This is a genomic window from uncultured Lacinutrix sp. (genome assembly GCF_947500325.1).
Classification (GTDB): Bacteria; Bacteroidota; Bacteroidia; order Flavobacteriales; family Flavobacteriaceae; genus Lacinutrix.
Genome location: NZ_CANMRQ010000002.1, coordinates 266,583 through 288,627, shown reverse-complemented (window position 1 = coordinate 288,627; position 22,045 = coordinate 266,583). Strand labels below are relative to the sequence as shown.

General features: G+C 30.5%; 17 protein-coding genes. 9 read left to right on the top strand and 8 right to left on the bottom strand.

Annotated elements, in window-relative coordinates; translation table 11 throughout:
* Nucleotides 1-46 precede the first annotated feature (46 nt).
* Both Q0997_RS04130 and Q0997_RS04125 read left to right on the top strand, forming a co-directional pair.
* Nucleotides 47-2,848 carry a TonB-dependent receptor gene (locus tag Q0997_RS04130; protein WP_299884914.1) on the top strand — a complete coding sequence of 934 codons (2,802 nt, stop codon included), beginning with the start codon at nucleotides 47-49 and terminating at the stop codon, nucleotides 2,846-2,848.
* Between the two features lie 45 nt (nucleotides 2,849-2,893).
* Nucleotides 2,894-4,060: a multidrug transporter gene (locus Q0997_RS04125; protein ID WP_299884911.1), complete on the top strand. Its 1,167-nt coding sequence runs from the start codon at nucleotides 2,894-2,896 to the stop codon at nucleotides 4,058-4,060.
* 72 nt (nucleotides 4,061-4,132) lie between these two features.
* Here Q0997_RS04125 and Q0997_RS04120 read toward each other — a convergent pair whose 3' ends face one another.
* Entirely contained in the window at nucleotides 4,133-4,492 is a 360-nt protein-coding gene (locus tag Q0997_RS04120; RefSeq protein ID WP_299884908.1) for a nicotinic acid mononucleotide adenyltransferase, read from the bottom strand.
* Nucleotides 4,493-4,887: 395 nt separating this feature from the next.
* Here Q0997_RS04120 and Q0997_RS04115 point away from each other — a divergent pair, with 395 nt between their 5' ends.
* Both Q0997_RS04115 and Q0997_RS04110 read left to right on the top strand, forming a co-directional pair.
* Entirely contained in the window at nucleotides 4,888-6,090 is a 1,203-nt protein-coding gene (locus tag Q0997_RS04115) for a porin (RefSeq protein WP_299884905.1), read from the top strand.
* Nucleotides 6,091-6,171: 81 nt separating this feature from the next.
* Nucleotides 6,172-8,451 carry an inorganic phosphate transporter gene (locus Q0997_RS04110; RefSeq protein WP_299884902.1) on the top strand — a complete coding sequence of 760 codons (2,280 nt, stop codon included), beginning with the start codon at nucleotides 6,172-6,174 and terminating at the stop codon, nucleotides 8,449-8,451.
* A 320-nt stretch (nucleotides 8,452-8,771) separates the two neighbouring features.
* Here Q0997_RS04110 and chrA read toward each other — a convergent pair whose 3' ends face one another.
* Nucleotides 8,772-9,896 carry a chromate efflux transporter gene (chrA, locus tag Q0997_RS04105; RefSeq protein WP_299884899.1) on the bottom strand — a complete coding sequence of 375 codons (1,125 nt, stop codon included), beginning with the start codon at nucleotides 9,894-9,896 and terminating at the stop codon, nucleotides 8,772-8,774.
* A 168-nt stretch (nucleotides 9,897-10,064) separates the two neighbouring features.
* Between chrA and Q0997_RS04100 the strand changes: the two genes are divergently transcribed.
* Nucleotides 10,065-10,919 (top strand): OmpA family protein, encoded by an 855-nt coding sequence (locus Q0997_RS04100; RefSeq protein WP_299885513.1) that lies wholly within the window; start codon nucleotides 10,065-10,067, stop codon nucleotides 10,917-10,919.
* A gap of 38 nt (nucleotides 10,920-10,957) precedes the next feature.
* On the opposite strand, the gene Q0997_RS04095 is transcribed toward Q0997_RS04100, so the two are convergent.
* Entirely contained in the window at nucleotides 10,958-11,494 is a 537-nt protein-coding gene (locus Q0997_RS04095; RefSeq protein WP_299884896.1) for an RDD family protein, read from the bottom strand.
* 79 nt (nucleotides 11,495-11,573) lie between these two features.
* Between Q0997_RS04095 and Q0997_RS04090 the strand changes: the two genes are divergently transcribed.
* Entirely contained in the window at nucleotides 11,574-12,293 is a 720-nt protein-coding gene (locus tag Q0997_RS04090) for a DUF6503 family protein (RefSeq protein WP_299884893.1), read from the top strand.
* A 32-nt stretch (nucleotides 12,294-12,325) separates the two neighbouring features.
* On the opposite strand, the gene Q0997_RS04085 is transcribed toward Q0997_RS04090, so the two are convergent.
* The 4 genes from Q0997_RS04085 to Q0997_RS04070 all read right to left on the bottom strand — a co-directional run bounded on the left by Q0997_RS04085 (nucleotide 12,326) and on the right by Q0997_RS04070 (nucleotide 17,415).
* Nucleotides 12,326-13,078, bottom strand: coding sequence for a type II CAAX endopeptidase family protein (locus tag Q0997_RS04085; protein ID WP_299884891.1), 753 nt, complete (start codon nucleotides 13,076-13,078; stop codon nucleotides 12,326-12,328).
* A complete protein-coding gene (locus Q0997_RS04080) occupies nucleotides 13,078-13,581 on the bottom strand; it encodes a hypothetical protein (protein ID WP_299884888.1) in 504 nt (167 codons plus the stop codon). The genes Q0997_RS04085 and Q0997_RS04080 overlap by 1 nt, the downstream gene beginning before the upstream one ends.
* A 147-nt stretch (nucleotides 13,582-13,728) precedes the next feature.
* Nucleotides 13,729-16,206, bottom strand: coding sequence for a ribonucleoside-diphosphate reductase subunit alpha (locus Q0997_RS04075; protein WP_299884886.1), 2,478 nt, complete (start codon nucleotides 16,204-16,206; stop codon nucleotides 13,729-13,731).
* Nucleotides 16,207-16,431: 225 nt separating this feature from the next.
* Nucleotides 16,432-17,415 carry a ribonucleotide-diphosphate reductase subunit beta gene (locus tag Q0997_RS04070; protein WP_299884881.1) on the bottom strand — a complete coding sequence of 328 codons (984 nt, stop codon included), beginning with the start codon at nucleotides 17,413-17,415 and terminating at the stop codon, nucleotides 16,432-16,434.
* 619 nt (nucleotides 17,416-18,034) lie between these two features.
* On the opposite strand from Q0997_RS04070, the gene Q0997_RS04065 reads away from it, so the two are divergent.
* A complete protein-coding gene (locus Q0997_RS04065; RefSeq protein WP_299884878.1) occupies nucleotides 18,035-18,769 on the top strand; it encodes a LytTR family DNA-binding domain-containing protein in 735 nt (244 codons plus the stop codon).
* Nucleotides 18,770-18,771: 2 nt separating this feature from the next.
* Complete coding sequence (locus Q0997_RS04060) at nucleotides 18,772-20,739, top strand: tetratricopeptide repeat protein (protein ID WP_299884875.1); 1,968 nt, start codon at nucleotides 18,772-18,774, stop codon at nucleotides 20,737-20,739.
* Between the two features lie 11 nt (nucleotides 20,740-20,750).
* Here the strand turns inward: Q0997_RS04060 and Q0997_RS04055 are convergent, their stop codons facing one another.
* Nucleotides 20,751-21,317 (bottom strand): DUF3109 family protein, encoded by a 567-nt coding sequence (locus Q0997_RS04055; RefSeq protein ID WP_299884872.1) that lies wholly within the window; start codon nucleotides 21,315-21,317, stop codon nucleotides 20,751-20,753.
* A gap of 146 nt (nucleotides 21,318-21,463) precedes the next feature.
* Here Q0997_RS04055 and Q0997_RS04050 point away from each other — a divergent pair, with 146 nt between their 5' ends.
* Entirely contained in the window at nucleotides 21,464-22,045 is a 582-nt protein-coding gene (locus Q0997_RS04050; protein WP_299884869.1) for a MarC family protein, read from the top strand.

Genomic DNA, 22,045 nt, shown 5'->3' with positions numbered 1-22,045 from the left:
CTTTACAACCCAACAGTTTCTTTGCACCAGAAATTAAACCTAAAAAATGAAACAATTTTTATTTACTCTAACTCTACTCTCAACACTATTCTCTTTTAGCCAAAACAGTGGTTCTATTTATGGAAAAGTGTCTGATAAAGAATTCAATAATGAGCCATTACCACAATGTAATGTTCTTATAAAAGGTACTACTCAAGGTGCCACTACAGATTTTGATGGATTATATACTATAAACAATATAGAACCGGGAAGTTACACTCTTGAGATTAGTTTTATAGGTTATAAAACACAGGAAATTGCTTTTGAAATTATAGCTGGTGATAATAAAGAAATCAATGCCATTTTAGCTGCAAGTACTGCAACTTTAGACGAAGTAGTAATACAAACAACTACTAAACGTGAAAGTGAAACCGCATTATTATTAGACCAGAAAAAAGCTGTAGAAATCAAACAAAGTATTGGAGCGGACGAATTATCTCGTAAAGGTGTTAGCGATGCTGCCGGTGCTGTAGCAAAAATATCTGGAGTCTCTAAACAAGAAGGATCAAGTAATGTTTATGTTCGTGGTTTAGGCGATCGTTATTTAAATACTACCTTAAACGGTTTGTCACTGCCATCTAATGATGTAAACAAGAAAAATATTGATTTAAATCTTTTTGCATCAGATGTTATTGAAAACGTCTCTATTAGCAAAGCCTATTCTTCACGTTTCTATGGCGATTTTGCTGCTGGCAATGTAGATATCTCATCTAAAAATTACAAAGGAAAAGGCTTTTTTGATTTTACTGCAAGTACAGGAATTAATTCTAGAGCTGCTGGTCAAAATTTTGTAAGAAGTGAAGGCACTGGCTATTTTGGTTATTACGGAAGATATGATCATAATCCATTTGCTGTTATTGTATCTCATGGTGTAGATCCTGTAAATGTTAATTCTCCTATAAATGTTGGTTATGGTGCTTCGGCTGGAAAATCTTTTGATTTTGAAAACGATTCACGTTTAAGTTTATTTGCTACTGCTTCTTTTGAAAATGATTATGAATATAGAAAAGGTAAGCAAACAGACTTTACTTCTGTATTTAAAAAAATATTCCCTGAGACTGAAGAGTTTGAATATTCTACTACTACTACAGCAATGTTAAATGCTAATTATAAGATTGATAGTAATAGTAAAGTACAGTTTAATTCATTATTTATTAATAGCTCTTCAGATCAAGTTGGGTATTATGGTATTGGAGGAAATGGGTTTAATAGAGATTCGCAATCTTTAGTAAATGATCAAATAGGATTCTACCAACAAAACATACAATTTAATCAAGATTTAATTTATGTAAACCAATTAATAGGTAGTCATAAATTTGATAAATTAAAAGCAGATTGGGCTATTGGTTATAATAGAGTTAACTCTCATGAACCAGACAGAAAACGTTTCAGCATTGAAAACTACCAATTAGCTTTAGATAATGACCCTACAACAAATCCAAGTTTCTTTAACAATGTAAATTTTGACAACCAACGTTATTTCCAAGATATTGAAGATGAAGAACTAAACAGTCGTTTAAATTTTACATATGAATTAAAAGAAAACACAAAATTAAATTTTGGTTTTAACGGAAGATCAAAAACACGTGATTTTGAAAATATTCGTTACGGATTTGATGTTGATGATCAATATACTATATCTGACGTTTCTAATTTAAATAGCTATTTTAATGTTAACAACATTAATTTAAATAGTCTACCTCTTGATGGAAGCGGTTTATACAATATTAAAGTAATTAATGCTGCTGTTGACGAATACGGAAACACAAATGCACCTGGCGCTCCAGAAAACACCTATTCTGGTAAATTAGATGTCTATGCAGGTTATGCAAATGCAGAGTTAAAGTTTGGAGACAAATGGTTGGTCGTACCAGGCGCTAGAATAGAATCTTTTAAACAACGTATAGAATATGATGTAATTAATTTACCAGCTAATGAACCAGGATTTAGAGAAACAGAAAATGTATTCTTTTTACCAAGTTTAAGTATTAAATATGCTTTAAACGATGATCAAAACCTTCGTTTTTCTGCTAGTAAAACAGTTTCTACTCCAGAGTTTAAGGAAATGGCTCCTTTTGTTTATGAAGGTGTAACACAACGTATTGGAGGTAATCCAGATTTATTAAACAACCCATCATTCTCATCAATTTATAATATTGACTTTAAATACGAATGGTTTGTAAGCCGTTCTGAAATAGTCTCTATAGCTGCTTTTGGAAAACAAATTAATGACCCAATAAACTTAGTTATTGCAAATGATGCTACAGGAACGCAACGTTATTTTAGAACTGGTGACAAAGCAACTATTTTAGGTATTGAATTAGAAGCTAGAAAAACATTATTAGTAAACGAAGATGAAAAACCTAAATTATCTGCAGGCTTTAATGCAACTTATATGCATACAGAACAAGACTTAAAGAGTTCTACAGGTTTATATTCTTCAACTTTAAATAGAACAGATAAATTACAAGGTGCATCTCCTTTAATTATTAATGCAGATTTAAGTTATACACCAACATTTGGGGAAAAATATAAACCAACGGCAAACTTAGTATTCTCATATTTCTCAGATCGTATTTCTGCTTTAGGTTCTGGGCAATTAGGAAATATTATTGAAAAAGGAATACCTACTGTTGATTTTGTTTTAAAGAACAAAATTGGCAAAGATTTCGAAATTAATTTTAGTGCTAAAAATTTACTCGACCCGAGTATAGAACGTGTTAGAGAAAATACATCGTTTGGAGATGTAACACTTTCAGAATACAAAAGAGGAATAGACTTAGGACTACAATTAAAATATAAATTTTAAAACAATCAAAAACAACACAACATTATTAAACTAAAAAACAACACTATGAAACGTAATTTTTTATTAGGCTTAGCAATCTTAGCCATGCTTTTTTCAGCTTGCTCTACAGACGATACTGCAGATGTCGTATTAAATGTAAACAATGGTGGTACTACTTCTACTGGAACAACAATATCTGGAACTTACACTAGTGATTTAACTCTAGAATCTGGTACAGATTACACTTTAAACGGTTCTTTAATTATGTCTGCTGGAACTACATTAACTATTCCTGCTGGAACTACAATTAATGCATTAGCTCAAGGAAGCGATGTATATATTGCAATTGCTCAAGGCGCTAAAATTAACGCCATGGGAACAGCTGCAAACCCAATTGTATTAACATCTAATGCTTCTAATCCTGAAGCAGGTGATTGGGGTGGATTAATAATCTTAGGAAAAGCGCCTATAAACTCTGTGGCTGGTTCTGCAACTTCAACATCAGAAATTGCAAGTTTACCTTATGGTGGTACAGATGCTAATGACGATTCTGGTAGCATAAGATATATGAGAATTGAATATTCTGGAGGTTCAGCAGATGGACAATCTGAAAACAATGGTCTTTCTTTCTACGGTGTTGGTAATGGTACTTTAGTAGAATACATTCAAGCTTTTGAAGGTAAAGATGACGGTATTGAATTTTTTGGAGGCACAGTAAATGTAGATTATGTTTCTGTTGTAAATGCTCAAGATGATTCTATAGATTGGACAGAAGGTTATACAGGAACAATTACTAATGCTTATGTAAAGCATGGAGCAAATCATGATAAAGGTATCGAGGCTGATGGCTATAATACTGATATAGGAAACAATTCTAATCCAATGTTCTGGTCTAAACCAACTGTAAACAATTTAACTATAGAAGGTAACGGATCTACAACTGGTAATGAAGCTATTAGACTAAGAGCAGGAACACAAGGCATTTTTAATAATGTATCTATTCAAGGATTTGCTGAAGGTTTTGATTTGGATGGTAACCAAGGAGACGCTCCTACTGGAGCTGGTGTATTAAGTAATGATTTACAAGTAACAGATGTAACTTTTACAGATGTGATTGAAAAAATGAAAAACGATACAGGTAATACATTTACTGAAGCAGATTTTATTTCTGGAGATGGTAATGGTACAGGAACTGACTATGCAACTTGGAGTGCAAGTTGGACTGTAAACTAATAAGGAAAAGCCTTTTAAATAAAAAAGCATCCTCAATGAGGATGCTTTTTTATTTTGTTTAATTACAATAATTTAATTACTATCTGCGACAGGAGTCTTTACTTCCCATTCGCTTACACTGGCAATAACATTATTGTTATAATCTACTTCTTTAAGAGTGGTATCTTTCCAGAAAAACCACTTGCCGACTTTTTTACCATTATCATAATTTGCAGAAACTTGTTTCTTGCCTTCTGTGTCGTAACTAAGCCACTCGCCTTGTAGCTTACCATCTGTAGTGTAAGCACCTGTTTGGCTTACAACTCCATTGTCATGATAATAAACAACTTCAATTAAATTAGTGTCTTTGTTAACTTTTAAATTTCGCTTTTCTTGTGCAAAAGTTACCACAGCAATTAAAAAGGCAATTGAAAATAAAATTGATTTCTTCATAATTATGGGTTTTAACATTATAATCCAAAGATAAAGATTACATAACATTAAAGCAACTATTACATAACATTAAATTAACATTGAATATGCAATTCACTACAAATCAATAAACTAAAATTCAATTTCAGCATAAAAAAAGCTTAATAAATACTTAATATTAGCTTTACTTTTAGTTTAACTTCATTATTAATCTTTGTAATGTCTTAAGACAAAACAATTAGTTATTCATTATAATCTATTAGTTTTTGTCGACTACATTATTATGATTTCTAATGAGACTGCTTTGGCCAAGGCAGTCTTTTTTTATTTGAAAAATCACTCAAAATTAATCATTTGGAAACATTGAGTTAACATTAAAACCAGTTCTTTGCAGCGACAAAAAACTAATAATTATAATGAAACTTAAAATTACGCTTACAGCATTATTATTATGTGCATACATCTCAACAAATGCACAGGAAATCAGTGATACTAAATTTGGTAAAGGGTTAATTAACTTTACTGCTAAAGACAGTTCTTTTAGTATAAAATTTGCACCACGTTTTCAAGTGCGTTCTATGTCTTCTTGGGATCATGATGGCAATCAATACACAAGCCCAGAACACAACTTTATAGTTCGTAGAGCACGTTTAAAGTTTGATGGTTTTGCATATACCCCTAAATTAAAATATAAAATTGAGCTAGGTTTATCTAATAGAGATGTTTCTGGAGCTAATGAATTTAACAGAAATACACCTCGTATTATTCTAGACGCCGTTATAAAATGGAATTTTGCTAAAAATTGGGAACTTTGGGCTGGACAAACAAAATTGCCTGGAAATGTAGAGCGTGTAGTATCTTCAGGAAATCTACAATTAATAGATCGTTCTTTATTAAACAGCCGTTTTAATATTGACCGTGATTTAGGTATTCAATTACGTCACAAATCTAAATTAGGTGGTGATTTTGTAATGCGTGAAAAACTTTCTATTTCTCAAGGTGAAGGACGTAATGTAACAGAAGGAAATGAAGGTGGTTTACAATATACTGGTCGTTTAGAATTTTTACCATTTGGAACTTTTAAATCTAAAGGGGATTATAGCCAAGCAGATTTAAAACGTGAAGATGCGCCAAAATTAATGGTAGGTGCAACATACAACTTTAATCAAGGATCGGTAAGAGAACGTGGTTTTGCTGGTGATTATATGTTTAGAAGTGATGATTCTTTATATGAAACAGATGTTACAACTGTGTTTGTAGATGCTATGTTTAAGTATCAAGGGTTTTCTTTTATGGGAGAATATGCTACACGTAGTGCTAAAGATGCTGTTGCTATAGATGTAGATGGTACACCAACTGGAGATGTAGTATTAACTGGAGATGCACTTAACTTACAAGCAGGTTACCTATTTAAAAGTAACTATGAAATTGCAGGACGTTTTACAACTGTAGATTATGATACTGTAACTGGAAGTTTACCACAAGAACAATATACATTAGGCGGTTCTAAATACCTTGTAGGTCACAAATTAAAAGTACAAGCAGATTTAAGCTACACAACTGTAGATAGTAAAGATGATAATATTACTTTTAGAATAGGATTTGATATTCATTTCTAAAATTGAGATAAAAATAACATTGAGATAACATTACACTCAATAACACTAATGATATTTGCAAACTTATTTTAATTAAAAATTATGGATAATATTTATTTATTTATGTTAATTGCCATTACAGTCTTAGCCGTAGCTGATATTGTAGTTGGTGTTAGTAATGACGCAATTAATTTCTTAAACTCTGCAATAGGTTCTAAAGCTATTTCTATGCGAACTATTATGATAGTTGCAAGTTTAGGTATTTTTATTGGAGCCGTTTTTTCTAGCGGTATGATGGAAGTAGCTCGTAAAAGTATTTTTGTACCTGCGATGTTTAGTTTTAACGAAATCATGTACATTTTTATGGCAGTAATGATTACAGATATTCTATTACTGGATTTCTTTAACACCTTAGGTTTACCAACCTCTACAACAGTTTCTATTGTATTTAATTTATTAGGAGCAGCTGTAATCATGTCATTAATTAAGATTAATGCTCCAGATAGTGTACATACTTTATCAGATATAAGTAAATTTATTAATACAGAAAAAGCAATCACTATTATAAGTGGTATTGTCATGTCTGTATTCATAGCCTTTTCTGTTGGTGCATTAGTACAATGGATTTCTCGCTTAATATTTACATTTCAAATCGAAAATAAAGTTAAAAACTTCGGAACTATATTTGGTGCCGTTTGTTTAACAGCTATTACTTATTTTATTTTCTTAAAAGGATTAAAAGGAACACCTTATTATAAAGATTTAAAAGGGCTTGTTGAAGGTAATGAGATATTTATTATTCTAGGAAGTTTTGCATTATGGCTAGGCGTTTCTTATGCTTTTCAAGCCATCACAAAAAAAACAATACTACTAGTAGTAATTGCAGTTGGTACATTTGGTTTAGCATTAGCCTTTTCAGGTAATGACTTAGTAAATTTTATTGGTGTACCAATGGCTGCGTATCACTCTTACGAAGCATGGATAGCTGGCGGAATGGATACAACAATGCTAATGTCTGTTTTAGATAAAAAAGTACCTGCAGAACCATTATTATTATTTATAGCTGGTGGCATTATGGTATTAACACTATGGTTTTCTAAGAAAGCGAAAACAGTAGCTGAAACAGAATTAAGCTTATCGCGTCAAGGTGATACTCATGAGAAATTTGAACCTAATATGTTATCAAGAAGTATTGTAAAAGGATCGTCTTGGTTATCCAATGCTATTAGTTCTATTATACCAAAGTCTGCTCAAGAAAGTATAGGAAGAAGTTTTGAAAAACCTGACGCTCTAGCTTTAACTAAGGATCAAAGTATAGATGCTCCAGCTTTCGATATGATTAGAGCTTCTGTTAACTTAATGGTTGCCGGTGTTTTAATTGCGATTGCTACCTCTATGAAATTACCTTTATCTACTACATATGTAACATTTATGGTTGCTATGGGTACATCGTTTGCAGATCGTGCTTGGGGTAGAGAAAGTGCTGTTTATAGAGTTGCTGGTGTATTAAATGTAATTGGCGGATGGTTTGGTACTGCATTAGGAGCTTTTATTGCTGCTGGTTTAGTAGTGTTCTTAATTAAATGGAATCCTGAAGTAATGACTCCTATTTTACTATTAATAACAGGAACATTATTAGTAAGAAACTATTTATCTCATAAAAAATCTTCTAACAAAACTATAGATGAAGACAGTTTAACAACTTCTGAAGAAAGTAGTTCTGTACAAGGTGTTATACATGAAAGTGCTAAAAATATTGCTAGTGTTGTAAAACGCGGAAATAGAATTTACACGAATGCTGTTAAAGGTCTTGCCAAACAAGATTTAGCATCACTTAAAAAGAACAAAAAACAGGTTACAAAGTTATCTGAAGAAGTAGATAATTTAAGAGATAATATCTTTTATTTTATTAAAAATTTAGATGAATCTAGTGTTGATGCTAGTAACTTCTACATTAATATTTTAGGTTACTTACAAGACATGACACAATCTTTAGAATATATTTCTAGAGCTAGTCATAAACACATTAACAATAATCATAAGAAGCTTAAATTTAGCCAAGTTAAAGAGTTAAAAGAAGTCGATGATGCATTAGAAGCGTTATTTACAAATATTAAAAATGCTTTTGATTCTCGTTCTTTTGAACAAATTGGAGACATTCTAAATCGTAAAAAAGAAGTGTTTGACATTGTAACTTCAAAAATTGTAAAGCAAGTAGCACGTACAAGAACAGAAGAGTCTAGTCCAAAAAACACAACATTATACTTTGGCTTATTATTAGAAACTAAAGATTTATTATCTGCTACAATGAACTTATTAGAAGAGTACCATAGTGCTCACGATAGTTCTGTAGAACCAGCGACTATAACAGAGACTGAATAATAAACCATACGTTTATATAAAAAGAAAAGCCTCCATAATACGGAGGCTTTTTCTTTTTAAAACTATAAACCTGAGTTCGATATAACTTACACACACAGTTTATTTTGATTTTCTTAGACTAGGCTTGACTTTGAAGGGCTATTTATAGCTCGAAAAGTCATAACGACGTCTAAGGAAAGACAAAATGAATCTACAGAAAGCCTTCTAAACAGCAATCTTTATCCTAAAAAGCCTTGAATTAAAGGATTAACCTGTGTCTTTTTAGTACAAATCTTACTATTTATAAGGCTTCTGTGTAAATAATTTATATCGAACTCAGGTTATAAGAATCTCATTAAAATATAACCTAATATAGAACCGATTATAATAATCCAAATTGGGCTTATTTTACTTTTAAATACTAAAAAAGCAGAACCTAATGCTATAACAATTGCTTTCCATTCTAACAAGGTTTCTTTACTCATTATAATTAAAACAGCAAGCATAACTGCAACTGCTGCTACATTAACTGCATCTAAAAAATACCGTAGTATTTTAGAATTTCTCATTTTGGGGATAAATGGATTAAGAATTAAAACAAACAAAAAAGAAGGCAAAAATATCCCTGCAGTTGCTGCCAAAGCACCATAAAATCCTGAGAGTTGATAGCCTATAAACGTTGAAGTAGATAATACTGGTCCAGGAGTAAATTGCCCAACAGCTATTGCATCTATTAATTCGGCTCTGGTTAACCAACCTCTGGTTACTAACTCAGCATCTAAATAAGCAAACAGAACATAACCGCTACCATATAAAATAGCGCCTACTTTTAAAAACACCAAAAACACTTTTAATGTAGATAGTTTAGTTAATGTAAATCCTAAACCAGAAGAAAAAAACAAAGGAGAAATACTATTTATTCCCTTAATCGATTTTTCTTTAATATAGAAATATAACATGCCTAAAACGCCTGCGCTCAATAAGGCAATAATTTCATTTACACCTAATAAGCTTACTACTAAAACTATAATTCCTAAAATAGCTAATTCGGTTGTTTTTATAGCTTTTTTACCAAGCTTTAGTACTGCTGAAGCTATAATTGCTAATACTGCAGGTTTAATTCCAAAAACAAATGGTTCTACTTGAGGTAATGCTCCATATTCAACATACAAATAAGCTAGAATTGCTGTAATAACAGTTGCGGGAAGTACAAATGTAATTCCAGCTACAAAGAGCCCAACTTTTCCTGCACGCTCATAACCACAATGCATTGTCATTTCGGTTGAGTTTGGACCAGGAATTAAATTGGTAGTCCCAATAAGATCTAAAAAATAATCTCGTGTCATCCATTTACGCTTTACTACAATTTCATCTTCCATCATAGCAATATGAGCCGCTGGGCCTCCAAAAGCAAAACAACCTAATTTAAAAAATACTAAAGCAACTTCTTTAAGAGTATTATTCATTATAAATTTCTAATTATAATTTTAAGGTATGAATATAATTAAACTATTGAAGACCTTTAAATTTAATTCTGTTTGTTAATATGTTTTAAAAAAATAAGGCTATTAAAAAAATCCATAATCTTCTCTAATACGTAACTAATAGAAATATTTAAAACCTAATCTATGATTATTAAAAAAACAGCAATCGCATTTATATCTTGTATTATTTTAGCAAGTTGCGTTTCTAAAAAGAAATACTTAGCCTTAGAACAAGAAAAAGGTGAAGTGGTTAATGAGCTAACAAAAACCAAGGTTGAGAAAGAAGATTTAGAGGCTAAATTTGCAAAAATTGAAGCTAGAGTTGAAGATTATAATACTAAAATAAACTCTTTAGTTGAAGACAATGATGGCTTAAAATTAGAAAATGATTCTAAAATGTCTATATCTGCCGATGGTACAATTGCATCAAACATTACAAAACTCCAAATGCGTGAAACATTAGCAAAGGCTGATCCATATAAGGTAAGTCAAGCAAAAACCCTAAAAGACTCTATGAACATAGCTGTAGAATACAGTCTTAATAGAGTTATCGATACTAGTACTTTAAATGAAGATGAAGACATTGCAGTAGATATTGATGATACAGTAGTAATGATTTCAATTTCTGATAAAATGTTATTTAGAAGCGGAAGCTACCGTTTAAGTTCTAAAGCAAATGGTATTTTACAAAAACTAGCAGATGTTATTAATTCTGAACCTAGTATTGATGTCATGGTAGAAGGTCATACAGATTCTAGAACTATTAGTAACGCTAGAGTTTCAGATAATTGGGACTTAAGTGTATTAAGAGCCACTTCTGTAATACGTAAATTACAAAAAGACTTTGGTGTGTCTCCAGAGAAACTAATTGCATCTGGAAGAAGTAGTTACCAACCATTAACAGAAAATGAAACCAAAGAAGGACGCTCAAGAAATAGACGTACAAGAATAATTCTCCTCCCTAATATTGATAAGTTTTTTGCTTTAATGGCATCAACAGATTAATATTATAGTCTATATATATTGAATTTAAAAAGCATCTTTTACAAGGTGCTTTTTTGTATTTGATCTATTTCTTCTAATGATTTCCCAATTAACTCTAAACCCGTTTCTCTTTCTATTTTTGCTTTTAATTTTATTTCGTCTACAACATAAGTATTAGACATACTATCATGCCAGCCTCTTGCTTCATCTCCTAAAAATGAGAATTGTTCAAATGGAATTAAACGACACAAACTTCTAAGTATTATATCTGAGATTTGAGGCTTAGAGCCATCTTCCATTACAATCTTAGTTTTAGTAATATATTTCCCTATAGAATGAGCAGTTAAAGATTCTATTATTATAAAGTACACAAGAAGTATAATAATTCCTAAAAGGTAATCTTTCCATCTAGCCTCGTCCACAAAGAACCATTCATATAACTCATAGTTGTCTGTAAGATTTATTATTAAACCTATTAGCATACCAACTAAACCACCAATAAGAACTTGTATTATGTAGTCAATAATTAAATTAGCAAAACGCTTCCCTTTACTAGCGTAGATATCTGGTGTAACTTTAAAATTCTTTGGTTCCATATAAAAATTAGGTTAAGACATCTAATATAGCCTTAAAATATAAATAACTTAACTTAGCGTGTATAAGCAATATTTTAAAATGAAAAACTTAGTATTTATTTCGTTTCTTTTCTCAATTTCAATTGTATTTAGCCAAAAAATTTCTGGATCAGAATTATTAGACAAAGCCATACAATATCATGATCCAAATAATAATTGGAAAACATTTAATAATACTTTAAATGTAACTATGAAAACACCCAATAACCCTAAAAGAGTAAGCGTAATTGATATAGATTTACCAGAAGAATCTTTTAATGTAATAGCCCAACGAGATACTATTAGTTCTAGATATACAATTAAAAAAGGTAAATGTATAATAGCACCTGCAGATTCTCTTAGAATTGCTAGTTTAAAAGAAAAACCTAAACGCTCTCACTGTGAAACTGCAGCTCTCTATAAAAACTATTACACTTATTTATATGGCTTACCAATGAAACTGAAAGATAAAGGGACAATTATAGATGAAAAAGTTGAACTTAAATCTTTTAAAGGCAAAAAATATCTGGTTTTAAAAGCAACATACGAAGCTACTGTTGGTAGTGATATCTGGTATTTTTATTTTAATCGCAAAACTTATGCTATGGAAATTTATCAGTTTTACAAAACTGATGACAAAGGTAATATAAAGAAAGATAGTGGTGAATATATTTTACTAAGTGGTGAATCTATAATTAGCACTATTAAAATGCCAAAAAACCGCGCGTGGTATTATAATAAAAACGATGGTTATTTGGGCACAGATTTTTTGATGGATTAGTTATTTTTCACATAAAACAATAAAATGATTTTCTATTCTAACATTTTATAGTAATCATAATAATCTAACATTAGTACAATAAGATTATGTAAAAAATGGACAATAACACCTAACCAAATGGTATTATATTTACTTCTTAAATATCCTAATAATAATCCAAAAGGAAATATCCATAGAAAAGAAATAAATGAGAAGTGAATTAGTGCAAACAAAAAAGCTGTTGCAATTATAGTTAAATTACTACTAGTAATCTCTCTTAACTTATTAAATAAAAAGCCTCTAAAAGCTAGCTCTTCAAAAATAGGTGGCATTATAGCGACAAAAAATATAGCCCAAAACAAAGGATGCTCTAGATACAAATATGACACAAAATAGTTGCTGGATTCACCATTATCCATTAAAAAAGTAACAAACTCGATAAAATAATATACAATAAGACTACTTATTATAGGAGTAACAATAACTATCAAGAGTAACCTCCAATTAATTGACTGAACTGAATATAACTTTAAAATATTCTTAAAATCTAATATAGAGAACCCAATAATAATTAATGCAAACGTAATTTCGATAACTAAATCTGCTACAAAATTTTCAGGGTAGACATCTCCTATAAAATAAACTACAGCTATAAAAACTAACATGGTTGCATAGAAACCTATAATTAAGTTTATAGTTTCTATTTTCTTTATTTCTATATGTTTAGATATAGATTCACCACATTCTGAACAAAACTTTATTTCTGTATCAAAAATGGCTTTACAACGTTTACAAACTAAAGACACTAATTACTATCTTTTGTAGAAGATGCAGAATATATTCCTTTCCCTAAATAGCCAATTATAATAATCTTCCAAAGAATACCTTTTATTAGAGATGATGGTTCTATTATTGCAGAAATAATTATTGTAGTAATATACAATAACAAACCCAGCAACAATGCTATAAGTGGTTTTTCTTTAGACCAACCTCCAAGCAATAAATAGATACAACAAATAATAAAATTAATTATAAGTGTTACATAATCATCATTTACAAAAAATGAAAAAAAACCAAAGAGCATTACTAATCCTGCCATAACAAAAAGTGTATTTCTAGCGGATTTTATTTTTTCTTCGGCATCCATGTTTTTATTTTTTGCCATCACACGTTTAGCATAAAACTTAGCCACATCTTGTTCATCTCCTTTCTCTGGATATCCACATTCTGGGCAAAAAGCCGTATTTTCTATAATTGGTAATTCACAATGTGTACAAGTTAATTCCCCTAAAGTTTCTGCTGTTTCCATAGATTAAATTTGGTTAGGTTTGTAATATAGTATTTTTTATATCTTTTAAATAAAAAAGCACCCCTTTCGAGATGCCCTTTTGAGTAATAACACTTAATTAGTTCTCATTATTATACTCTAATTAGTAATATAATAAGACTATTTTGTCTACGATCCACACATTAAGCAATCGTCACCTTCAGCTTCTTTAGCTTGGGCTATTAATGCTTTCATTTCTTCTGCGCTCATAGGTGTGCCTTCTGGTTTTTCTGCGGCCTGCTTAGCAAATTTCTCTGCTGTTTTAGCAGCTTGCTGTTGTTTTTGCGTTACACCATCATTATCTACAGCAACTTCTTGCACTACTGGCTCTGCTTTTGCTGCTCTTGAAATAGTTACTTTTTTAGCGTCTACAGCACTTTTAGTACGTAAATAGTACATTCCTGTTTTTAAGCCGCTTTTCCAAGCATAAAAGTGCATTGACGTTAACTTAGCCATTGTTGCGCCTTCCATAAATAGGTTTAACGATTGAGATTGATCTATAAAGTAACCTCTATGACGAGACATATCTATAATATCTTTCATAGATAATTCCCAAACCGTTTTATATAAATCTTTAATATCTTGAGGAATAACATCTACATCTTGGATAGAACCGTTCGCTCTCATTATTTCGTTCTTTAAATTCTCATCCCAAAGGCCTAAATCTACTAAGTCTTCTAATAAATGTTTATTTACTACAATAAACTCACCAGATAATACACGACGCGTATAAATATTAGACGTATAAGGCTCAAAACACTCATTGTTTCCTAAAATTTGAGATGTTGATGCTGTTGGCATTGGTGCTACTAAAAGCGAATTACGCACTCCATTTTTTAATACTTGCTTACGTAATTTTGCCCAATCCCAAAGTCCACTAAGTTCCTCGTCTTTTACACCCCAAAGGTTAAACTGAAATTCTCCTTTACTAATTGGAGACCCTTCATAACTTTGATATGGCCCATCTACTTTTGCTTCTTCCATACTTGCTGTTACTGCAGCAAAGTATAATGTTTCAAAAATATCGTGGTTTAATTTTTTAGCTTCATCACTTGTAAAAGGCATTCTTAATTTAATGAATGTATCTGCTAAACCTTGCACTCCTAAACCTATTGGTCTGTGACGGAAATTTGAGTTTTCTGCTTCTTTTACTGGATAGTAATTTCTATCAATTACTTTATTTAAGTTTTTAGTAACACGTTTAGTGATTCTAAATAATTCTTTATGGTCAAACTCGCCATTTTTAACAAACATTGGTAATGCAATTGATGCTAAATTACATACTGCAACCTCATCCGGAGATGTATACTCCATTATCTCTGTACATAAATTTGAAGAACGAATTGTTCCTAAATTTTTCTGGTTAGATTTACGGTTAGCAGCATCTTTATATAACATGTAAGGCGTACCTGTTTCAATTTGAGATTCTAATATTTTCTCCCAAAGCTCACGAGCTTTTATTGATTTACGTCCTTTACCTTCTGTTTCATATTTTGTATAAAGTGCTTCAAACTCTTCGCTATGAACATCACATAAACCTGGACACTCATTTGGGCACATTAATGTCCACTGTCCATCTTCCTGTACACGCTTCATAAATAAATCTGGCATCCACATAGCGTAGAACAAATCACGAGCACGTAATTCTTCGGCACCATGGTTTTTCTTTAAATCTAAGAAACTCATAATGTCTGCATGCCATGGTTCTATATACATAGCAAAACTCCCTTTACGTTTTCCGCCTCCTTGATCTACGTAACGTGCTGTATCGTTAAATACTTTTAACATTGGTACAATACCGTTACTAGTTCCATTTGTTCCTGCAATATAACTTCCTGTTGCACGTACATTATGAATAGATAAACCTATTCCACCTGCAGATTGAGAAATTTTTGCTGTTTGTTTTAATGTATCGTATATACCATCAATACTATCATCTTTTACTGTTAATAAGAAACATGATGACATTTGTGGTTTTGGTGTACCAGAGTTAAATAATGTAGGTGTGGCGTGCGTAAAGTATTTTTTAGACATTAGTTCGTATGTCTCAATAGCTGCATCTAAATCATTAAGATGAATACCAATAGACACACGCATTAACATATGTTGTGGTCTTTCAGCAATTTGCCCATTTAATTTTAAAAGATAAGAACGTTCTAGTGTTTTAAACCCAAAATAGTCATAGCCAAAATCGCGATTATAGATAATAGAAGAATCTAATTTATCTTTATTTTCCATAATAACATTAAACACCTCATCACTTAATAAAGGTGCTTCTTTACCAGTTCTTGGATTTACATATTCATATAAATCGGTCATGACTTCACTAAACGTCTTCTTAGTGTTTTTATGTAGGTTAGAAACCGAGATGCGGGCAGCTAAACGTGCATAATCTGGGTGAGCAGTAGTCATAGTTGCTGCTTGCTCTGCGGCCAAATTATCTAATTCACTAGTGGTTACACCATCGTATAATCCATCTATTACTCGCATTGCCACTTTAATTGGGTCTACAAGTTCATTTAGTCCATAACATAGTTTACGTACTCTAGACGTAATCTTGTCGAACATTATAGGTTCTTTTCTACCATCTCTTTTTAATACAAACATACTTTACACATTTTTAGTTTTATTCTGAAAGCCGCCATTTTCAGAAAAAGGGTTAATTAGCTACACTAAATACACAACAACATGATAAACAGGGAGTTATTGTGTTAGTTTTTTTTATAATACAATTAAAATTAGTTTCCAAAAGTGCTTCCAAAGTCAATAGACTACAGAAATATTTAAAAACCAATAAAAAATAATTTTGTTTTTGAATTCTTTTATTTGGTTCTAGAAATCATCTGAACCAAAATCGTACTTATTTTCTTCTTCTTCCTTGTTTAAAACACCAGCTTTTTGGTATTCTGACACACGTTTTTCGAAGAAATTAGTTTTTCCTTGTAATGAAATCATATCCATAAAATCAAATGGATTGGCTGTGTTATACACTTTTTCACAACCTAAATCTACAAGCAAACCATCTGTAACAAATTCTAAATACTGTGACATTAATTTAGAATTCATTCCTATTAAACTAGCTGGAAGAGACTCTGTAATAAACTCTCTTTCTATGTTTAATGCATCAACAATAATATCTTTAATTCGCTCTTTTGGCACTTTATTCACTAAGTGATTTTCATGTAGGTGTACCGCAAAATCACAGTGCATACCTTCATCACGAGAAATCAACTCATTAGAAAAAGTTAAACCTGGCATTAAACCACGTTTTTTTAACCAAAATATTGAGCAAAATGACCCAGAGAAGAAAATACCTTCAACAGCAGCAAAAGCAATAAGACGTTCAGCAAAACTTGGAGATTCTATCCATTTTAATGCCCATTCTGCTTTTTTCTTAATTGCAGGAAAGGTTTCTATTGCATTAAAAAGCATTGCTTTTTCCTTTTCGTCTTTTACATAAGTATCAATTAAAAGCGAATATGTTTCACTATGTATGTTTTCCATCATAATTTGAAAACCATAGAAAAACTTTGCTTCACTATATTGTACTTCATTTACAAAATTTTCTGCCAAATTTTCGTTTACAATCCCATCACTTGCAGCAAAAAACGCTAATACATGTTTAATAAAATAACGCTCATCATCTGTTAATTTATCTGTCCAATCTGTAATATCTTGATGTAAATCTATTTCTTCAGCAGTCCACATACTAGCCTCAGACTTCTTATACCATTCCCACAAATCATGATGTTGTATAGGGAAAATGACAAATCTGTCTTTGTTTTCTTGTAAAATGGGCTCGACTACTTGAGACATAATATTGTTGCTTTTTTGTAAAAAATTAAAACGAAAAAATGGTTCTTCTTGGGACTAACAAAGATTGAAAATAATCTATGATTTTAAAAGGTGCTTAACCTTAAATATTATCAAAGTTTTTAACATCAATTGTTGAAATGTAGACCTACAAGTTGGTTTTATTGACCTTAACAGTTCTTAAGTTTTAATAAAACATTAACTCTTTTAAAAAACAAAAAAGTGAGCGTAAAAAAACACTCACTTTTTATAATAACTCATCGCTTCTTAATAGAATAAAATTTTAAGAAATAAACAAATAGTTATTCATTTATTCTCTTAGATAGATTAATAGCATAACCTTTTATAGTGATTCCCTAAGTCACTTAAATATTTTCTTATTAAGAAACTAAAAAACTAACATAACAGTATAAATATATAATGAAAGACAATCTCTAAATCATAGAAATGTATAACTGGTAGGTTTTAATGTATAAGTGGTATGTTGCCACTCTCTTTAAAATACCTAAATTCAAAATAACATCATAATTGACTAATTACACATAATTATTTACCACTTATACATAAAATAATGTGAAGTCTTTTATATGTTTTATATTTATGTAATAATCTCCTTAAACTTATGCTTAAAGCGGTAATTGTAGACGACGAACCAAAAGCCATTCAAGGCTTATCATGGGAACTCACTAATTTTAGTGACGAAATAGAAATAATTAAAACCTTTTCTATACCAGAAGAGGCATTAGTCTATTTAAACGATAATACACCAGATTGTTTATTTCTAGACATACAAATGCCTACAATGGATGGATTTCAGTTTTTAGAAAAACTTAATAAGCAAGATATTGCAGTAGTTATAACAACTGCTTATGATGAATATGCTATTAAAGCTCTTAAAAATGAAGCTTTAGATTATTTATTAAAACCAATAGATTCTGATGATTTACAGATTACTATATCAAAAATTAAAAAATTTAGATCACGAGCATTAAACTCGGATCAAATTGAAGACATTCTAGTTAATTTCACAACATCTAAAAATAAAAAGAAGATTACAATTAATACAGATGGTAAATTATTATTCTTAAATATTGAGGATATTATTTTTGTAGAATCTGACGGGAATTATAGCACGATTTTTTTAACAGATGGCCAAAAAATATTGGTAACCAAGAAGCTTAAAGAAGTGAATGCTTTATTGCCAGATGGTGATTTTTTTAGAATTCATAATTCTTACGTTATTAATCTTTCAAAAATCAAAGAATTTCTTAAAACCGAAGGCTATGTTATTATGGACTCTAACCATAAAATTCCAGTAGCAAGACAACGAAAATCAGATTTCTTAGAAAAACTATAGCAATGAAATCACAACTATTTTATTACAAAAATAAATATAGAAGCTATTTTTTAGTTACTATAATAATATGCTTTAGTTTCCAACTAACACAAGCTCAAAACAAAAAACAAGATTTCTCTATTCTTGCAGATAGTATTATTAAAACAAATCATAGTAAATATGATGATTTAGAATATGCTATTTATAAAAACAAATACGACACTGTAAAAATGCGCACTCTTTTACAGAAAAGTGTAATAGCAGATTACATTCCTGGACAAGCTTTTGCAAACATAATGTTGGGCAACCAGTACAGAAACAAATCTTTTTTTAATGAATCTAGAGCTTTCTTAAAACAAGCACTTTCTATTTCTAAAGAACATAATTTAATAGAATACGAAGTAGTAAGCCTTAATATGCTTGGAGTAATTGATAGACGACAAGACAATATTCGTTCTGCATTAGATTACCACCAAGACGCTTTAGCTCTTGCTGAAACGCAAATAGAAAAGACAAAAAGTATTCAAAAAAGTATTGCAGTGAGCCATAATAGTATGGGCAACATATATCTAAGCTTAAAACAACAAGACTTAGCACTAAAAGAATTTAATAAGGCTTTAAAAATTGAAGAATCTATTGGAAACGAATTAGGCTTAGCTATTAATCATCATAATATTGGTGCTATATATGAAGCCGATGACGATTTAGAAAAGGCTTTAATAAGTTACAAAACATCTCTAAAATATAATGAACGGATAAACTCTGATATTGGTAGAATTATATGTAATAATAGTATTGGAGGTATATATGTTAAACAGAAAAAACCTCAAAAAGCTTTAAAAGTTATAAAACCAACTATTGCTTTAGCTGAAGAAAAACAAGATCAATTTTATATTGCCTCGGCCTATATAAGACTGGGATCTGCTCAAAATCAATTAGGACAGATAGCTTTAGCCAAAAAGAATCTTGAAAAAGGTCTAAAAGCTGCAGAAGATTACAATTTAAAGTCTTTTATCTCTGAAGCCATCTTTCAACTTTCTGACATTAATCAAAAAAACGGTAATCCTGAATTAGCATTAGAACAATATAAAAATGCTGTAGCACTTGATCAAAGTATAAGTAATGAGAAAAACACACAATACGTAAACCGATTACGTTTTCAATATGAAGCCGAAAAACAAACCAATCAAATTAAAACATTAGCTGAAGAAAAATTAAAGTTAGAAAAACGAAATGAAACAACCTTTGTTATCCTCTTCTGCTTATTATCTCTAGCTGCAGGTTTATTCTTTTTTTATAGACATAGGCAACTTAAAAGTGAAAAGCAAATCTTGACTCTTGAACAAGACATGTTACGCAGTCAAATGAATCCACATTTTATATTTAACTCTTTAAACTCAATCAAGCTTTACATTATTAATAATGAAAAAGAAAATGCTGTTTATTATTTAAACAAATTTTCAAAACTTATTAGAAAAATTCTTGTCGCTTCAACTGAAAAAGAAATTTCTTTAGCTGAAGAATTAGAGACTATGGATTTATATATGAATATTGAAAACATACGCTTTTCAAATGAAATAGATTACTCGTATACAGTTAGTAAAACCATTAATATGGATACTATAAAAGTACCTTCATTAGTGCTACAGCCTTTCTTAGAAAACGCATTATGGCATGGCCTTTCGTCTAAAAAAGATAATAAATCTATACATATAAACATCACTAAACAAAACACAGACTTTGTTAGTATTGCTATTATAGATAATGGTATTGGTCGTGAAGCTTCTGCAGAAATTAATAAGAATAAGTTGCTAAAAAGAAAATCTGTTGGTATTGGTTTAACTAAACAACGATTAGAAAATTTCTCTAAACATTATACACAATCTTATAAATTAAAAATTGAAGATTTATATAATGATAACTTAGCATCAGGAACCAAAGTAACTATAGATATTCCAACCAAAGAAATACATAGATTAAAAACTGCATAATACAGAAATTATTACCGCATGGTTTCTGCAACTTTCTCTAACTCACTATACCAATCTTCTCCAAATTTTCTAATAAGCGCTTCTTTCACAAATTTATAAACAGGAACTTGAAGTTCTTTCCCTAATGAGCATGCATCATCACATATCTCCCATTTATCATAATTTACAGCAGAAAATTCGGTATAATCTTTAACTCGTATAGGATACAAATGACAAGATACTGGCTTCTTCCAATCTACTTCTCCTTGATTATAAGCTTCTTCAATAGCACAAAGCGCAGTGTTTTTGTCGTCGAAAATAACATAAGCGCAATCTGCCCCATTAATTAATGGCGTTTCTAACTCATCAAAAACAGTAGTAACAGAAGTTCCTTGAGCCTCAATAACATCAATTCCTTCCTGTCTTAAAAAAGGTTTAACTTTAGGATAAATATCTTTAAGAATTTCTGTTTCTTCTTTTGTTAATGGTGCACCTGCATCTCCATCAATACAACACGCGCCTTTGCATGCCGATAGATTACACACAAAATCTTTTTCTATGATAGCTTCAGATACTATTGTTTTTCCAAGTTGAAACATAAATTATTTATCTCGAATATTAAACAAATATAATGCATATTAACACAAAATAAGTAACTTTAAAATCGTTAAAATATTACATATATATTACATTGTAAATCTCTAATTATAAACTACTTTTGCCGAAAATTTAAAAATCTAAGACAATGAATTTTGACCCTACAGAAATATTTACAGTATTCATGGTGCTTTTTGCAGTAATTGATATCGTTGGAAACATCCCAATTATTATTGATTTAAGAAAAAAAGCTGGACATATTCAAAGTGAAAAAGCAGCTATTATTGCTGGAGTTATATTAATAGCCTTTTTGTTTTTAGGAAAAAGCATATTAAACCTTATAGGAATTGATGTTAACTCATTTGCTGTAGCTGGTGCCTTTATTTTATTTTTTATTGCTTTAGAAATGATTCTAGGCATTACTCTATACAAAGACGAAGAGACCAACCCAATAACTGCTTCTGTATTTCCATTAGCTTTTCCACTAATTGCTGGACCAGGAAGTTTAACAACACTATTATCTCTTAGAGCTGAATTTAGTATTGAAAACATTATAGTTGCTGTGTTACTAAATGTTCTTGTTATATACCTTGTACTTAAAACCTCAAGAAGAATAGAGCGTTTAATTGGTCAGAATGGTATAAATATCATAAGAAAAGTATTTGGTGTTATACTACTTGCTATTGCTGTTAAGCTTTTTGCTGATAATATTAAAATTCTTTTTGCTTAA

Coding starts and splice junctions, on each gene's coding strand:
- Q0997_RS04130 (WP_299884914.1), top strand. CDS start 47: ATGAAACAATTTTTATTTACTCTAACTCTACTCTCAACACTATTCTCT.
- Q0997_RS04125 (WP_299884911.1), top strand. CDS start 2,894: ATGAAACGTAATTTTTTATTAGGCTTAGCAATCTTAGCCATGCTTTTT.
- Q0997_RS04120 (WP_299884908.1), bottom strand. CDS start 4,492: ATGAAGAAATCAATTTTATTTTCAATTGCCTTTTTAATTGCTGTGGTA.
- Q0997_RS04115 (WP_299884905.1), top strand. CDS start 4,888: ATGAAACTTAAAATTACGCTTACAGCATTATTATTATGTGCATACATC.
- Q0997_RS04110 (WP_299884902.1), top strand. CDS start 6,172: ATGGATAATATTTATTTATTTATGTTAATTGCCATTACAGTCTTAGCC.
- chrA (WP_299884899.1), bottom strand. CDS start 9,896: ATGAATAATACTCTTAAAGAAGTTGCTTTAGTATTTTTTAAATTAGGT.
- Q0997_RS04095 (WP_299884896.1), bottom strand. CDS start 11,494: ATGGAACCAAAGAATTTTAAAGTTACACCAGATATCTACGCTAGTAAA.
- Q0997_RS04090 (WP_299884893.1), top strand. CDS start 11,574: ATGAAAAACTTAGTATTTATTTCGTTTCTTTTCTCAATTTCAATTGTA.
- Q0997_RS04080 (WP_299884888.1), bottom strand. CDS start 13,581: ATGGAAACAGCAGAAACTTTAGGGGAATTAACTTGTACACATTGTGAA.
- Q0997_RS04075 (WP_299884886.1), bottom strand. CDS start 16,206: ATGTTTGTATTAAAAAGAGATGGTAGAAAAGAACCTATAATGTTCGAC.
- Q0997_RS04070 (WP_299884881.1), bottom strand. CDS start 17,415: ATGTCTCAAGTAGTCGAGCCCATTTTACAAGAAAACAAAGACAGATTT.
- Q0997_RS04065 (WP_299884878.1), top strand. CDS start 18,035: ATGCTTAAAGCGGTAATTGTAGACGACGAACCAAAAGCCATTCAAGGC.
- Q0997_RS04060 (WP_299884875.1), top strand. CDS start 18,772: ATGAAATCACAACTATTTTATTACAAAAATAAATATAGAAGCTATTTT.
- Q0997_RS04055 (WP_299884872.1), bottom strand. CDS start 21,317: ATGTTTCAACTTGGAAAAACAATAGTATCTGAAGCTATCATAGAAAAA.
- Q0997_RS04050 (WP_299884869.1), top strand. CDS start 21,464: ATGAATTTTGACCCTACAGAAATATTTACAGTATTCATGGTGCTTTTT.